We start from the raw sequence: 15,042 nt of genomic DNA, 5'->3' as shown, positions 1-15,042 counted from the left end.
ATCTTCCTGTGCGCGAGGGGGAGGGCGGGGCACGGTACGTCCGGCTGCACGGTGGCTGCACGGTCAGAGAGAGACGCTCAGTTCCGCCAGGCCCCGGAACCCCGGGTTGATGTTCCAGGAGTAGGTTAGCCCCGGCTCGCCGAGCAGTCCGGGAAGCTGCCCGAAGAGCCTGCCCAGTGCCAACTCCGCCTCCATACGGGCGAGATGCTGCCCCAGGCACAGATGGCGCCCCGCGCCGAAGGAGAGATACGCCTGGGGACTGCGGTCGATGCGGAATTCGTCGGGAGCGTCGAACATCAGCGGGTCCCGGTTGGCCGCTCCGATGAGCATCGCCGCGACCTCGCCCTTGCGCAGCTGGTGACCCCCGAACTCGAAGTCCCGCGCCACGATCCTGCGCGCGAACTGCACCGGGCTCTCGCACCGGAGCACTTCGGAGACCACGTCCGGTACCCGGTCCGGCACGTCGGCGACCATCCGGGCGGTCCGCGGGTTCCGGAGCAGGCTCAGAATGCCGCTGCTGATGAGGTTCTTGGTGGTTTCGAAGGCCGCGAACAGCAGGAGCGTCGACTGGGCGAACAGGTCCTCCGGCGAAAGGAGTTCCTCGTCCGGTCCGGCCACGACGAGCAGGCTCAGCAGGTCGTCCTCGAGCGGGCGGCGCTGACGGTCCCGCACGATCGCGTCGAAATACGACTGGAACTCGACCATGCTGTTCTGTGCGTTGGCGATCAGCTCCGCGTCCGGCACCTCGCTGCCCATGTAGACCGCGATGTCATGGGTCCAGCGGATGAAGTCGGCCTGGTCGGAGGAGTCCACCCCCAGCAGGGAGGCGATGGCGAGCAGGGGGATGCGCTGGGCGAAGCCGCCGATGAAGTCCAGCTGCCGCTGCTGGCGCAGCTCGTCGACATGCGCCTGGATGCCGACGGTCAGGGAGCGGCGCATCGACTCCAGGACACCCCGCGAGAAACCCCGCGCCATGATCTTGCGCAGCCGGGTGTGCTTGGGCGGATCGAAGAAGATCATCCAGCGGGAGTGCAGCTCCAGCAGCCGCTGCACCCCCTTGGCCTCCTCGTCCTCCAACTGGTCGACGATGGCCCGGTAGCGGGCGTTGGACATGCTGTCCGAGTCCCGCAGGAGTTCCTTGACGTCGTCGAAGCCGAGGAAGAGCCAGGCGCCGCCGAACAGTTCGTCATTCCAGTGCACGCGCCCCCGCGCACGCAGCGCCTCGTAGTACGGGTAGGGGTTGGCGACCACGAAGGTATCGGCGAGCCGTAGCCCCGCCGTACCGAGTTCGTCCGTGTTTGCGGCGGTGATGCCGTGCGCTTCGGAATTCACGCTGGAGTCTCTCCCAAGGTTCGGAGCCATGTGTACATTGCCGCGAACCAGCGTTCCTCCGCGTCGGCGGCGACCGTGAGTGACGTCTTCAGTGTCGGCGGGCAGGCCCTTCCCGCCTCCACTCTCCGCCATGCCAGGTACACGGCTTTCTGGGCCTGTTGCCAGCTGTGCGCCGCCTCATGACCGGCCTCCGCGACGGGGCCGGGCTTCCCCGGTGCCCGGGAAGCGTGCATACGGTCCCACCACTGCGCGTGCAGACCCCGGTTCCGGGTCGCCAGCCAGGTCGCCAGGGAGAGCCACTGCAGCCCTTCCGCGGTCTCCTGCTCCCAGTCGTGGCAGGCCAGCCCCCTGCTGTCCCGGCCGGCTTCCACGGTGCGCTCATGGGCCCGGGTGTTCAGCCACACGGTTTCCAGCGCGCGGATGGCGGAGTCCGCCACGCACTGCCGTTCGCCCTCGAGGCGTGCCACCCCGAACGCGTCGCCGTGTGCCGTCAGAGTGGTGCGCAGCCGCTCGGTGTCCATCCACAGTTCCTGCGGGTCGGCGGCGCCGTGGCGGGTGGCATTGGTGTAGGCGTCGACGACATGGACGCGCCGGGGGATGCCGTCACCGCCGTCGTCCGGGGCCTCGTACCCGTCGATGACGAAGGCGTGCTCATGGTGCTCCCGGCCCTGGTACGGGCTCCACGGCACCGAGTGGGCGTCCACCGTCACCAGGACCGGCGCCCGCTCGTCGACCGCCGACCGGGCGAGCCGGAACACCGTCTCCACATCCGGAGCCTCCGACTGCCGCAGCTCCAGACCCGTGCAGTGGCGCACCCAGCGGTCGACGGGGGTGGGCCGGGTGGTGACGGTGCCGCCGGGCTCGGTGTCCAGAACGCAGAGGCCGCCGAGGACGGTGAGGACGTCCGGTACCCCGTGGTGGCCGAGCAGCACTTCGAGGTTGGCGTCGACACAGGACAGCGAAGCCCGGTAGGCCCCGGGTGCCGACTCGAGGTTCACGCTGGTCACGGGCGTTCCGTCCTCTCCGTCCCGGAGGACGCACCGAGCACGGCCCGGGTGGCGGCCGCGCCGCAGCCGGCCATGGCCGTACGGAGCGACTCCGGCGTGGCGAAGGTCTCCGGCACGATCAGCTCCGGGGCCAGCTCCGTGCCGAGGGCCGTCTCCACCTCGCTGATCAGGTCGGCGATGGCGATCGAGTCGAAGTCCTCCCGGTCCAGCAGAGATGTCTCCGGACCGATCTCCCCGTAGGCCTGCAGCACCCGCTCCACACAGCCGATCACCTCAGCGAGCAGAGGGTCCATCAGGTGTTCTCCTCTTTCAGCAGTCCGGTCAGACGGACGCGGTCGGTCTTGCCGGTGGGGCCGAGCGGCAGGCGGGGCAGCAGATGGAACCGGTGCGGCCACATGTAGCGGGGCAGTCTCTCCCCGCACCACGCCCGCAGCGCGCGTTCGTCCAGGGCGGACCCCGCCGCCGGTTCGACGAACGCATGCATCGAGACCGGTCCGTCGCCGTCCGTCCCCGCTGTGACGACCGCCGCCCCCCCGACCTCCTCATGGCCGGTCAGCACGGTCTCCACCTCGGTCAGGTCGACGAGGAAGCCATGGTTCTTGACCCGGCTGCCCCGGCGGCCGGTGAAGCGGAAGACGCCGTCGGGGCCGATGCCGGCCAGGTCGTCGGTCCGGTACCAGCGGCGGCCGTCGCGGTGCAGGAACGGGTCGGGCGGGGCCGGCCGGGACGGCAGATAGCCCGGGAAGACCGGGCGTCCGCTGATGAGGAGCTCCCCCTCGGCGCCGGGGTCGGTGCGGATCCGCCCGGCGTCGTCGAGGAGCGCCAGGACGGCGCCCGGGACGGGCCGCCCGATCGGGACGGGCTCGCCCGGCTTCCAGTCGGAGGGGACGGTGAAGCAGCTGACGACGTTGGTTTCGATGGGGCCGTACAGATTGTGCAGGACGGCGTCGGGCGCGACCGCCCGGATCCGGTCCAGGTCCGAGGCGGGGAACGGCTCCCCGGCCAGCAGGAGCTGCCGCAGGCCCGCCAGCTCCTCGCCCCGCGCCGCGGCGAGCAGTGACCGCAGGGCGGACGGCACGGTGTACAGCACCTCGGCCCCGGACTCCCGCAGGCACTGGAGCGCTGTCCGGGGGAAGCGGACGGCCTCGTCCGGTACGAGGATCAGCTCCGCCCCGGTGCGCAGTCCGGCGAAGAGATCGAAGACGGACAGGTCGAAGAAGAGCGGGGAGTAGACCCCGATACGGCGGCCGGGACCCAGGGCGAAGGCGCCCTCGGCCCACTCCACGAACGCGCGGGCGTTGGCCTGCGTGAGAGGGACGCTCTTGGGCACGCCCGTGGAACCCGAGGTGGACAGGACATAGGCCACGGCGTCGTCCCGGACAGCCCGGGGCGCGGGCAGCGGACCGGGCGTCGGCACCTCCGGGGAGGCCGGTGCGTCCGCGTCGGTGCCGCGCGGTACGACGGTCCCGTTCTCGATCAGATACCGGACCCCGGCCTGATCGAGGATCACCTCCCGGCGGACCCGGGGCTCCTGGGGATTCAGCGGTACGTACGCGGCGCCTGCGGCCAGCACGCCGAGGATCGCGGCCACGGTCCCGGGGGTGCGCCGCGCCTCGATCGCGACCCGGGCCCCCGGCCCCGCGCTCGCCTCCACGGCGCCCGCGATCGTCAGCGCCAGACGGGCGAGTTCACCGTACGTGGTGACCGTGGAACCGTGGCGCAGCGCCGGCCGGTGGGGCTCGGACCGGGCCCTGGAGAAGACGGGGCCGATGAGTCCCGCGTCCGCGTCGCCGCCGGGGGCCGCGACTGCTCCTTCGCCGACAGGTCCTTCGCCGACAGCTCTTTCGGCGGCAGCCGGAAGGGCGCCGTCGACTGCTCCTTCACCGGCAGCTCCTTCGCCGCCGGCCGGAGCAGTGCCGTCGAGTGCACCGTCACCCGAGGTGAAGCGGGAGAGCGCCGCGAGGCGGTCGAACTTCCCCCCGCTGTCCGTCGCCGGCAGTGCGTCCCAGTGACGCAGCTCGGTCGGCATCATGTGCTCGGGCAGCCGCCGCGCCATCCAGGCACGCTCCGGCCCGTCCCCGGGGCCGTACCCCTCGCGGGAGGTCCAGGCCGCGACGAGACGGTCCCCCCGGTCGCCGTCGGGCAGCCCCATGACCAGGGACTGGGCCACCGCCGGGTGGTCGTTGAGCGTGGCCTCGACGTCCTCCGGGCTGATGCGGAATCCGTCCCGCTTCAGCTGGAAGTCCTCCCGCCCGACGATGTACAGACAGCCCTCCTCGTCCTTGGTGGCCAGGTCGCCCGACCAGACGACGGTCTCGCCCGGGAACATGTCGAGCCGGCGGAACACCCGCTCCGTGCGCTCGGGGGACCGCCAGTAGCCCTTGGTCACACAGGCGCCGCGGTGCACCACCACGCCGGTTTCACCCGGGGCGCACTCCCGCCGACCCTCGGCGTCCAGGACGTACAGCTCCACGCCGGGCATCGCGCGGCCGACCGAGGCCGGCTGCCGTGTCCGCTCGGAGGGGTGGAGGAAGCTGGACCGGAACGCCTCGGTGAGCCCGTACATCAGGAACAGCTCCGCCCGGGGGAAGGCCTCGCGGAGGCGGTCCAGCGCCCAGTGGGAGACGGCTCCGCCGCTCGTGGTGACGTACCGTACGGCCGACAGGTCCACGCCCGGCGGAACGCCCCCGCCACGGGCCGAGAACAGCCGGTCGACCAGCGCGGGCATCAGCGGAAGCGCGGTGATGCCGCCGCTTGCGAGCATCGAGAACGCGGTGCGGGGCATGACGAACTCGTGCAGATGGAGTTCGGCACCGGTCAGCAGGCACTGCCACAACTGGTTCAGGCCGTAGTCGAAGTTGAGCGTGAGCAGTCCGCCGATACGGTCCTCGCTCGTCGTCCCCAGATAGCCGGAGACGATCTCCGCCCCGGCGACCACGTTCTCGTGCGTGACCATGATGCCCTTGGGCCGGCCGGTGGATCCCGAGGTGTACAGCAGCAGGGCAAGCTCGTCGCCCTCCTGGACGGACGGGCCGGGGCGGACCTGCCGGGGCGCCGCCGCGCGCAGCTGCTCCGGGCTGATCACCACGGTCCCCGTGCGGGCCTGGGCGAGCTCGGCCACCCGTGCCTCCTCGGTGACGAGCACCGCCGCCTCGGCGTCGGCCAGTGTGTACGCGATAGCGGCGGGCCGCAGTCTGGACAGCACCGGCATCGCGACGGCCTCCGCGCAGCAGGCCGCCAGGAGCGCGACCGCCTGGTCCAGGCCGGGGCGCAGACAGACGGCGACACGGTCGCCGGGTGCGACGCCCCTGGCAGCGAGGGCGGCCGCGCCGCGGTGGGCGGCCCGGTGGAGTTCGGCGAAGGTCAGCGTGCTGGTGCCCGACCGGAGGGCGGTCTTGTCGGCGTACTTCTCCCGGGCGTGCTGCAGCAGCCCGGTGACGGATCTCTTCACTCGGGCGCCACCTCGCCGGCCGTACGGTCCGGGGCGGGGTCACGGGACCCCGTGAGATGGAGCGACGGCGCGAGGACGAGCCGCCCGTTGACGGTCTTGAGCCGGTCGTCGTGGAACATCAGCCGGGCCGAGCGCAGATCGCGGAGGGTCCGCTCCAGCCCGAGAGCCCCACCGCGCCGGTACCCCTCTGCCATCCCGGCGATGTCGACGAGAGAGTCCACCGCCTCGAACGCCAGCTGGGACCCGGCCAGTTTCACATTGTTCACCAGGACCGGATCGGGACCGACCGGTTGCCCGTCCGCCCGGAACCGGGCACGCGCACGGTCCGCCTCCTCGGCGGCCCGCAGGATCACGGACTCCAGCAGGTCGAGGCGGAGACGGACCTCGGCGAGCCGCGCGAAGAGCAGCTCGGAGCGTCGGCCGCCCTTGGCGATGCGCCCCTCCCGGATCGCGCGCCGTACGCGGTCGAACGCCCCCTCGGCGGCCCCGTACCAGACCGAGGCCCAGCCGATGTGACCGACCGGAACCATGCTGACGCGGGTGATGACGCCGAAGTCGGTCGCGAGGACGCGGGAGGCGCCGACCGTCACGTCGAAGCGCATGGGAACGCTGTGGGTGCCCCGCATACCCAGCGCGTCCCAGGTCCCCGTCTCCTCGATCACCCCGTCGTCATGGGCCACCAGGACCAGCCGGGTGCGGTTCGGCGGGCTGTCGGGATCGGCACGCATGGTCACCAGGTAGAAGCCGGCATGCCGCCCCCCGGTGACCACGGGCGCCTCACGGACCAGCCGGAACCGGTCGCCCTCCGCTTCCAGGGCCGGACCGGTCGACAGCAGGTCGGCGCCGCACTGCCGGTCGGTGGTCACCGATCCGATCGGACACCCCGTGTCCCCGGCCAGCTTGAGCCAGTCCCCATGGGCGTCGGCCGCGTGGTCGACCAGGCTGGCCACCTGCTGGCCGTGCATCGCCCAGAGCATGGCGGTCGAGGTGCACGCTCCGCCCAGGGCGGCCGCGACACGGGCGAAGGTGGTGAGCGAGGCGTCCTGCCCGCCGGCCCAGGCCGGCAGCAGCGCCCCCATCAGCCCGGCCTCGTGCAGGGCCCGGATGTTGGCCGACGGGAAGGCGCCGGCGGTGTCCACCTCGTCGGCCCGGGGAGCCAGCTGCCGGGACGCGACGTCCCGGGCGCGCGCCACGAGCCGGTCGTCGCCGTCGGTCATCGGGCGGCCTCGAGCTGAGCCACCACGTCCTGGAGCGAGGTGGCGGTGGCGAAGGTTTCGGCCACCAGCGTCTCGTCCGTGAAGACCACATCCATGGCCTGCTCGATGTCCAGGACCAGATCGATCGCCGTCATCGAGTCGAGCCCCAGCGCCGCGAGCTCGGCGTCGGCCCAGTCGTCCACGTCCTTGGCATAGGGGAGGTGGCGGACCAGGATGTCGATGATGTCGGTACGGATGCTCTGCACCTGATTCCCTCTCATACGGCCGCCCCGACGGCCGGGTCGTCGGACAGTACGCGGAATCCCACGCAGTCAAGACAGCTCTTCTCGTCGGCCGAGAAGCGTTTGGCGGCGCGGAAATTGCGGGGCCCCCGGAGAATGAAGGCCCCGCCCTTGATCAGCCGGGAGGTCTCCAGCACGTACTCCGGGTCGGCCGCTCCCGGCGGCACGTGGTACCGGTCCTCGCACCACTCGAACACATTGCCGGTGATGTCATGGAGGCCGAACGGTGAGGCCCGGCGCTCGCCCGTCGGCGCGGGTACGGCCCTGTCGTTCACATACTGCGACCGGTCGAACTCCTCACCCAGCGCGAAGCGGTGGCCGTCGGGACCAGCGGCGGCGCGCTGCCACTCGGCCTCCCGGGGGAGTCTGACCGGTGCGCCCAGCCGCTCCGTCAGCCAGGCGCAGTACGCCCGCGCGCCGTGCCAGGTGACAAAGACGACGGGGTGGTTCCCGGCGCCCGACGGGCAGACGACACGACCGTCCGGCCCGGTCCGCAGACCGGTGGCGGAACGCTCGGGAAAGGCGTGCAGATCCGGCCTCGGCTCACGGTCGAGGCCGGTGTCGGTCAGATAGGCGAGGTACTCGGAGGTGGTCGTGGGCGTGGCCGCGATGGAGAACGCCGCCAGCTCCCGCTCGGCCACGGGGTGTTCGTCCGGATCGCCCTCCCCGAAGGGATCCCCCTGCAGGCCGGGGCCCGCGGGGATGGTGACGAACCGCGGGATCACCGGCCGGGTGGCGGTCCGGCCGTCCACCGTCATATCAGGCTCCTTGCCACACGGAAGCCGTACTGCATGCACTTGTTCCTTTCGTGCGACGCCGCGCGGACCCGCGGACCGCACATCTCGTGCCCGTCCAGGAAGGAGCCGCCGCGGACCACGCGGTAGTGCCCGCGCCCGCCCCCCGTGGGATGGCGCTTCGGGGCGGCGTCGTAGTGGGAGTAGATGTCGTGGCACCACTCGCGGACATTGCCCAGCATCGCGTGCAGGCCGTTACGGTCCGGCGGGACGGCCGTCACCTCCACCGGGCCGGGCGTCCACTCGGGGACGCAGAAGCCGCCCTTGCGGTCCTCGCCCGCCCGCCGCAGCCCCTCGGCCAGCTCGGCGCCGAGGTGGTTGACCGTGCCCGGCACGGGACCGTCCTCGGCCAGACCCGTGACACAGGCGTACTCCCACTCCGCCTCGGTGGGCAGCCGGTAGCCGTCCCGGCCGATGTCACCCGTGCCCGCGGCCAGGTCGTAGACAGGGGTGAGCCCCTCCGTGACCGAGAGCCAGTTGCAGTACGCCGCGCATCCCCAGAAGTCCAGCTGGACCATGGGGAAGTCGTCCGTCCCCGGGCGCAGTTCGAACCCGGTCCCCACCCGGATGATGAAACACGGGTCGATGTAGTCGCACCAGGACTCGTCGAAGCCGTCCCCCGCGCCTTTGATGAATTCGAAGTACTCGGCAGCCGTGACGCACCCCGCCGCGATGCCGAAGCCCCCCAGTTCCACATCGTGGGAGGGGGCCTGCCTCGCGGCGGGATCGGCGTCATCACCCATACGGAAGGTGTCGGCTCCGAAAGGTATGAGAGAAGACATTGCGCTGTGTGGTCGCGGTCGCTCAGAACCTCGGCATCGGGAGCAGAACGGGTTCCTTCTTCTTCGACGCGTCCTCCTGCATACGGAAGCAGGAGAAGGTCTGCTCGTCGTGCTTCTTGTGAATGAACTCCTGCAGCCGGGTGTTCTCGTTGAAGAGCGTGAGCAGATTGTCCTGGAAGACGTTGCCGATCACCTCGGGGCAGCCGAGCTCGCAGATCATCACGTCACCGTTGGAGTGGACGTGGAGCTGAGCCTTGCCCTCGATGCAGGTGGAGTTGATGACGCCGGGGTCGGAGAAGAGCGGACGCAGTGTCTTCCACGCCTCGCCGGACGCGCCGAAGTACGCGGACAGGCAGCTGAAGTACAGCGTGGTCCTGGGGTCCCGGTTACGCACCACGTCGCCGATGACCTGGAGGATCTCCTCGCGCGGCAGGGTACTCGAGTACCCCTCGTGCATGCTCGGGATCTCCATCTGGATCTCGTGCAGCGTCACGCCGCGGTCCGCGACGAACCTGTGGATGTCGGTCATGGCGTCGCGTGTCTCGTCGAAGAGGATCGTCTCGACGACCGCCTCGATCGACGGGGAGGCGACGGCCCGCTCGATGGCCTCGACGATCTTGTCGAAGAACCGTTCCTTGACCCCGTAGAACGCCGAGTGGCGGGCCGCGTCCGTGTGGTTGAGCGAGAAGTGCATGACGCCGAGGCCCGCGTCCTCGAGCTGAGCGAAACGGTCCTCGTCGAGGAGCGTTCCATTGGTGTTGACCTGGGTCTCCAGGCCGCGCGCGGTGGCGTAACGGATGATCTCGACGCATGAGTCGAACTGGAGCAGGACCTCACCGCCGGAGAGCTTCACACGCTCCAGGTCCGGCAGGTTGTCCAGGACGCCGAAGACGTCGGTGGGCGAGAGGAGCTTCTTCTCCGTCAGGTCGTAGGCCCCGCAGTAGGAACAACGGAAGTTACATCGGGCCGTGACACCAATTTCGACTGCCTTGAGGTGACCGGTCCCTGTCCCGTTGGTTTCGATGGTCTTGAATGCCACCTTGCTGCCTCCGGTATTCTCTCGGATGCGCTCGCTCGGAGCTCCGTCGAAGTGTGAGAACAGTGAGGGCATGGCCGAACGGGTGATGGTGACCCCCCGTCAGGTCCCCCTTGGAACACCAGTTTGAGTGTTCCTGAGAAGAGAGCCTAGCGAAGCAGATCGACGATTTCCCGCCTATTTCCAACAAAGGCGGGATCACGCGCCTTGCGGCCGTGGCGCAGATGTGCTCCGGGCGTGTTCCTTGACGAGGGCGGCCGTGAGCGCCTGTTCCTGCAGCTCGATGCTCCCACCTGCGATGCCCGCCAGCCGGGCGTCATGGAGGGTCCGGGCGATGGGCCCGTCCTCCAGCCCCCCTGCGGCGCCGAAGATCTGCATGGCGTCGGTTGCGTTGTCCAGGGCATTCTCCGCCACAATTTTCTTGGTCAACGGCCCCCAGGCCGACCCCCGTACGCCCGCGTCCTGTTCCCAGGCGGACCGGTGCACAGCCATCCGCGCCGTCTCGAGCCGGGTCTTCATGGAGGCCAGCCGGCGCTGGGTCTGCCCCAGCCCGGCCAGCGGCCCGTCCGGGGTTCCCCGCTGCGCCGCGAACTCCACACAGGCGTCCAGACAGCGCTGCATCTCGCCGATCTCCGGACCCAGCATCACCGACTGCTCCCAGGCGAACACGCGGCGGGCGACGGTGTGGAAGCCGGCGCCGGGGCGGCCGAGCACATGGGAGGCGGGCACGCGTACCGTGTCGAACTCCAGCTGGGAGACGGGGCAGGAGCGGTAGCCGGACAGCGGGAGGTCCCTGCTGGTCACCCCGGCCATGGTCCGCGGCTCCACCAGCAGGGCGGTCAGCCCGAACCCGAGATCCCCGGGAGCGGTGCGGGCCAGCACGATGACGACATCGGCCAGCGAACCGTTCGAGACATACGACTTGACTCCGCTGAGGAGATAACCGCCGTCGTCCGTCGCCGAGGCCTCGGTCGTGACCCGGGTCGCGTCGGAGCCGTGCCCCGGCTCGGATACGGCCAGCGCCCCGATGCGGTCGCCCGAGACCAGGCCCGGCAGATGGCGCCGCCGCTGCTCCACGGTACCGAAGGCGGCGATCGGCATCTCGCACAGGGCGGTATGGGCCGCCAGGGCGAGAGTGAAGCCGCTGTCCTCGCCGGCGAACTGCAATGCCTCCAGGGCGAGAACGAGAGGGAAGGCCGCGGAAGGGCGGAATCCCCTTTCCGAATCGCTCTCCACTCCCATTCCGGTCAGACCGAACTCGGCGGCCGCGGTCCAGACCCCGGGGTCGAAGACGCGGTTCCGGATTCGTTCCGTCGCGCCCGGCGCCACCGTCGTCCGGGCGAACCGGGCAATCGCCTCATGAAGTCGGCGCTCCGCGGCGGACAGTGAGAAACGGGAATCGCTGCCCTCGGGACATTTCAACTCTGCCAGCAGGAGGGATAGGGCGGTGGGCACGACCGGTTCACCACATCCAAAGGGATTGTCCAACGGCCCCTCGTACAGGGCGAGTTATGGTAGCACGGTGCATCAAGCGCGCTGAATATCGGTCCGTCATGAACCGGTTCGCCATGGCACGACGGGAGCTTCGCACCCTCAATGTTGACATCCGACCAGCTCGAGGACGCCGTGCTGCGGCACGGCACCCCGCTGTACGTCTACGACCTGCAGGAAGTGCGGGAACGTGTGAAGGAGTTGAGAAATGCCATTCCGGAAAAATCGAGGCTGCTGTACTCCCTGAAGGCCAATCCGCTTCCGGAGTTGGTGCGGACGATCGCGGCTGAGGGGTGCTGGGCGGAGGTCTCCTCCGTCGGGGAAATCGATGTCGCCCTGGAATCCGGGGTTCCGCCGGAGCGGGTCCTGTGCACCGGCCCCGGGAAGACCGAGGCGGAAATACGGCACGCGCTCACCCGCGGTATCGTCCGCTTCTCCTGCGAATCCTCCGTCGAGATGGCGCGTCTGGACCGGCTCGCGGAGTCCGCCGGCCGGACGGTCGAGCTGCTGCTGCGGCTCCAGCCGACGATGCGTCCGCCGGCCGGCCTGTCCATGGCGGACGGACGGCAGTTCGGCTTCGAGGAGACCGAGGCCGTACAGGCCTGCAAGACGGCCCGCGGCAGTGCACATCTGCGGCTGCGGGGCTTCCATGTCTACCTCGGCTCGCAGGTCCCCGATGTCACGGCGCTGCTGGAGGGCTTCACCTTCGCCTCGGCCGTGATCGCCCGCGTCGCCACCGAGGCGGGGGTCGATGTCGAGGTCGCGGACCTCGGTGGGGGCTTTCCCTGGCCGTACGCGGCCGAAGGGGAGGGAGTCCCCCTGGCGGATCTCGTGTCCCCGCTCTCCTCCGCCCTGTCCGGCGGCGGTCTGTCCGGGACGGCGGAGCTGTGGTTCGAGTCCGGCCGCCGGCTGTGCGCCTCCGCCGGGGCACTCGTGACCACCGTGGTCGATGTCAAACCGCGCGCGGACGGCCGCTGTGTCGTGGTCACGGACGCCGGCATCAACGCCCTCGGCGGGATGTCGGGCCTCGGCCGTACGCTGCGTCCGCGGGCGGCCTTCAGACCGCTGACGGGACCGGGGCACGACGGCGTCGCGGCGACCCCGGTGGACGTGGTGGGCCCCTCGTGCACGCCCCTGGACCGGCTCACCGTCGGCACCGAGATGGAGATGCCCGCCGTCGGCGACCAGCTGGTCGTACCGAATGTCGGCGCCTACGGGCCCACCGCCAGCCTGACGGCGTTCCTCAGCCGCCCCGCACCCGCCGAAGTGGTCTACGACGGCGACTCCTACCGCGGGGCCTGGCAGATCCGCGGCGGGCACCGTGCCCTCGGCACGGCCGGACCGACGGAGGACCGACCGTGCTGATGAAGCGCCTGGGCCTGCCCGGGCACAGCCGTCCGCTGATCGTCTCGAGCCTGGTGGACTCGACCGGGACGGGGCTGTTCCTGTCCGGGTCGGCCGTCTTCTTCACCCGCAGCGCGGGGCTGAGCACCTCCCAGGTCGGTATCGGACTGACGGTGGCCGGGCTCTGCGGCTTCCTCGCCCTGCCGCCGCTGGGCATGCTCGCGGACCGGATCGGGCCGCGAGCGGTCTCGGTCCTGCTGCATCTGTGGCAGGCGGCGGGATTCGCGGCGTACGCACTGGTGCACAGCTTTCCGATGTTCCTCCTGGTCGCCTGCACCGTGGGAATACCGGCCCAGGCCGTCCAGCCCATCGCTCAGATGTTCATCGAGCGCCATGCGGGCAAGGACCTGCGGATGCGGCTGATCGCGGTGTTCCGCTCGGTCTACAACGTCGGGTTCACCCTCGGCGCGCTGCTGACCACGGTGGCCCTCACCTTCGACACCCGGGCGGCCTATCTGTCCATCATCCTCGGCGACGCGGTCAGCTTCCTGCTCGCCGGGCTGTTGCTGCTCCGGGTGCCCCTGCTCGCGAACGACGCGACCACGAGCAGGCCGGCCCGTACCCTGTGGCCGCGCTCGCTGCGCGAGGGAAGCTATCTGGCCGTCGCCGGACTGAACGCGGTGATGGTGCTCCATATGTCACTGCTGAGCGTGGCCCTCCCTCTGTGGGCGACCCTCCACACCGAGGCGCCCCGGGCCATCGTGGGCCCGCTGCTCGTGATCAACACGGTCATGGCGGTGCTGCTCCAGGTGCGGGTGAGCCGTGGCGCCGACTCACTGGACGGTGCGATCCGCGCCATGCGGTGGGCCGCTGTCTCACTGGCCGCCTGCAGCCTGGTCCTTGCGACCGCGGGAGAGCTGCCCGCTGTCTGGGCCGCCGCCGTCCTCGTCCTCGGGGTGGTTCTGCTGACCTCCGGCGAGCTGTTCCAGTCGGCGGCCGGCTGGGGCCTCTCCTACCAACTCGCACCGGCCGAACGGCAGGGGGAGTACCTGGCGATCTTCGGGCTGGGCGTGAGCGCGCAGTATCTGGTCGGCCCGGCCCTGCTCACCATCGGCGTCATCGAGCACGGCGCCTCGGGCTGGATCGCCCTGGCGGTGCTCTTCGGGGCGGCGGGCCTACTGGTCCCCCCGGTCGCGAGGGCAGCCGAGCGGAGAATGGAACGGACGGCCGTGCCGGTGGAGTGAGACGGCTCGGGATGGGTGTCTCCCGGCCTGGCGCCTGATGACAGCCCTCGTGACGCCTGATGACCGCCCTCTGCTGCCCGCTCCCGCTCGGCTCGCGCCGCGGTGATCCTGCCGCGAGGCCGACACTCCGGGCGAGCACCGGACTTCCACCGGAAGGTCTCGGACGAACGGGTCGCTCGACCTGGGTCCCCTCTGCAGGAACCGCACGTCAGGACAGTTCGGCAGGACTCATGACGGGGCCGGGGCGCCCGGCCCGTACCGCCGGGATGTCGACAACGTGGAGGCCAGGTCGAGCATGCGCCTGGATCGGGCTACGTCGGGGAGGGTCCGCTGAGGTGGATGGTGGTCGGTTCCCGGTCGGACTCGAGGCCGGACTCGGAAAACTCCCAAGCCGTGATTGTCGCGCCCTTCGGCACGCGGTAGGCGAACACCATCTCGTCCTTGGAGCCGGGCCGAAGCTGCTCGTTGCACTCCGGGTTCCCCGGAATCTCGTACAGGTCGCCGATGGCGTCGTAACGGCGGCCCTGGTCGTCGATCAGGCTGTTGGCGATGGGCAGCGAGCACGTGAGGTCCATACTGGCCTTCGTGTCGTTGAAGACGACGACCTCCAGGCCCACATACTTCTCTTCGGCACCTGCCCTCTTCGTGCCTCCGTCCATGGTGATCCCGTCGACCTCATGGATTCTGCTGATCTTGACGACTGCGCCGCCGTTGCGGGCTTCCTCGCCGACCTTGAACCCTGCCGCCGGACTGGGAGACGGAGACGAGCTCGCTGTGGCGGCGACGGTCTCCTCAGGCGCGGCCTCGGCGTCGGGTGTGGCGGGATGGGTCAGGCCGCTGCAGGCGGTGAGCAGGAGGGCGGCGGCGAGGCTTACGATCGCTGTGGTCGTGCGGGTGTTCATGGTTCCCCCAGCGTGCTGTTGGACGCATCTTCCTCCTGTCGTGGATGGTGTGGGGCGCTTGGCCGTCTCGTGACAGTCGGTGCTGCGGCATAAAAATTAGTGCAACAGCGACCGCAGTAGGCGTGATTTTCGAGCCAAGGGCAGTCAGGCGGGAAGGCGGC

At 70.3% G+C, this 15,042-nt stretch carries 13 protein-coding genes; 2 read left to right on the top strand and 11 right to left on the bottom strand.

The window, feature by feature from the left end; translation table 11 throughout:
- Positions 1–63: 63 nt before the first annotated feature.
- The 10 genes from ACTWQE_RS04560 to ACTWQE_RS04515 form a co-directional block, all read right to left on the bottom strand.
- On the bottom strand, positions 64–1,332 hold the full coding sequence (locus ACTWQE_RS04560; RefSeq protein ID WP_443327485.1) for a cytochrome P450: 1,269 nt from the start codon (positions 1,330–1,332) through the stop codon (positions 64–66).
- A complete protein-coding gene (locus tag ACTWQE_RS04555; RefSeq protein ID WP_443327484.1) occupies positions 1,329–2,339 on the bottom strand; it encodes a hypothetical protein in 1,011 nt (336 codons plus the stop codon). The genes ACTWQE_RS04560 and ACTWQE_RS04555 overlap by 4 nt, the downstream gene beginning before the upstream one ends.
- Positions 2,336–2,632, bottom strand: coding sequence for an acyl carrier protein (locus ACTWQE_RS04550; RefSeq protein WP_443327483.1), 297 nt, complete (start codon positions 2,630–2,632; stop codon positions 2,336–2,338). The genes ACTWQE_RS04555 and ACTWQE_RS04550 overlap by 4 nt, the downstream gene beginning before the upstream one ends.
- Positions 2,632–5,790, bottom strand: a complete 3,159-nt coding sequence (locus ACTWQE_RS04545) for an AMP-binding protein (RefSeq protein WP_443327482.1) — start codon at positions 5,788–5,790, stop codon at positions 2,632–2,634. The genes ACTWQE_RS04550 and ACTWQE_RS04545 overlap by 1 nt, the downstream gene beginning before the upstream one ends.
- Positions 5,787–7,007, bottom strand: a complete 1,221-nt coding sequence (locus ACTWQE_RS04540; RefSeq protein ID WP_443327481.1) for an acyl-CoA dehydrogenase family protein — start codon at positions 7,005–7,007, stop codon at positions 5,787–5,789. Before ACTWQE_RS04540 ends, ACTWQE_RS04545 begins: the two co-directional genes overlap by 4 nt.
- Complete coding sequence (locus ACTWQE_RS04535) at positions 7,004–7,252, bottom strand: phosphopantetheine-binding protein (protein WP_443327480.1); 249 nt, start codon at positions 7,250–7,252, stop codon at positions 7,004–7,006. Before ACTWQE_RS04535 ends, ACTWQE_RS04540 begins: the two co-directional genes overlap by 4 nt.
- Before the next feature lie 11 nt (positions 7,253–7,263).
- Complete coding sequence (locus tag ACTWQE_RS04530) at positions 7,264–8,046, bottom strand: formylglycine-generating enzyme family protein (protein ID WP_443327479.1); 783 nt, start codon at positions 8,044–8,046, stop codon at positions 7,264–7,266.
- Entirely contained in the window at positions 8,043–8,825 is a 783-nt protein-coding gene (locus ACTWQE_RS04525) for a formylglycine-generating enzyme family protein (protein WP_443327478.1), read from the bottom strand. Before ACTWQE_RS04525 ends, ACTWQE_RS04530 begins: the two co-directional genes overlap by 4 nt.
- A 61-nt stretch (positions 8,826–8,886) precedes the next feature.
- Positions 8,887–9,903: a radical SAM/SPASM domain-containing protein gene (locus ACTWQE_RS04520; protein ID WP_443327477.1), complete on the bottom strand. Its 1,017-nt coding sequence runs from the start codon at positions 9,901–9,903 to the stop codon at positions 8,887–8,889.
- Positions 9,904–10,098: 195 nt separating this feature from the next.
- A complete protein-coding gene (locus ACTWQE_RS04515; RefSeq protein ID WP_443327476.1) occupies positions 10,099–11,355 on the bottom strand; it encodes an acyl-CoA dehydrogenase family protein in 1,257 nt (418 codons plus the stop codon).
- Positions 11,356–11,496: 141 nt separating this feature from the next.
- Between ACTWQE_RS04515 and ACTWQE_RS04510 the strand changes: the two genes are divergently transcribed.
- Positions 11,497–12,756, top strand: a complete 1,260-nt coding sequence (locus ACTWQE_RS04510) for a type III PLP-dependent enzyme (RefSeq protein ID WP_443327475.1) — start codon at positions 11,497–11,499, stop codon at positions 12,754–12,756.
- The gene (locus tag ACTWQE_RS04505) at positions 12,756–13,979 is read left to right on the top strand and encodes an MFS transporter (RefSeq protein ID WP_443327519.1); all 1,224 of its coding nucleotides are present in this window, start codon (positions 12,756–12,758) and stop codon (positions 13,977–13,979) included. Before ACTWQE_RS04510 ends, ACTWQE_RS04505 begins: the two co-directional genes overlap by 1 nt.
- A gap of 311 nt (positions 13,980–14,290) precedes the next feature.
- Here the strand turns inward: ACTWQE_RS04505 and ACTWQE_RS04500 are convergent, their stop codons facing one another.
- On the bottom strand, positions 14,291–14,881 hold the full coding sequence (locus tag ACTWQE_RS04500; RefSeq protein ID WP_443327474.1) for a hypothetical protein: 591 nt from the start codon (positions 14,879–14,881) through the stop codon (positions 14,291–14,293).
- Positions 14,882–15,042 lie beyond the last annotated feature (161 nt).

The organism is Streptomyces sp. 8N706, from assembly GCF_052245415.1.
Lineage (GTDB): Bacteria > Actinomycetota > Actinomycetes > Streptomycetales > Streptomycetaceae > Streptomyces.
This window is presented reverse-complemented; position numbering and strand designations above follow the sequence as displayed.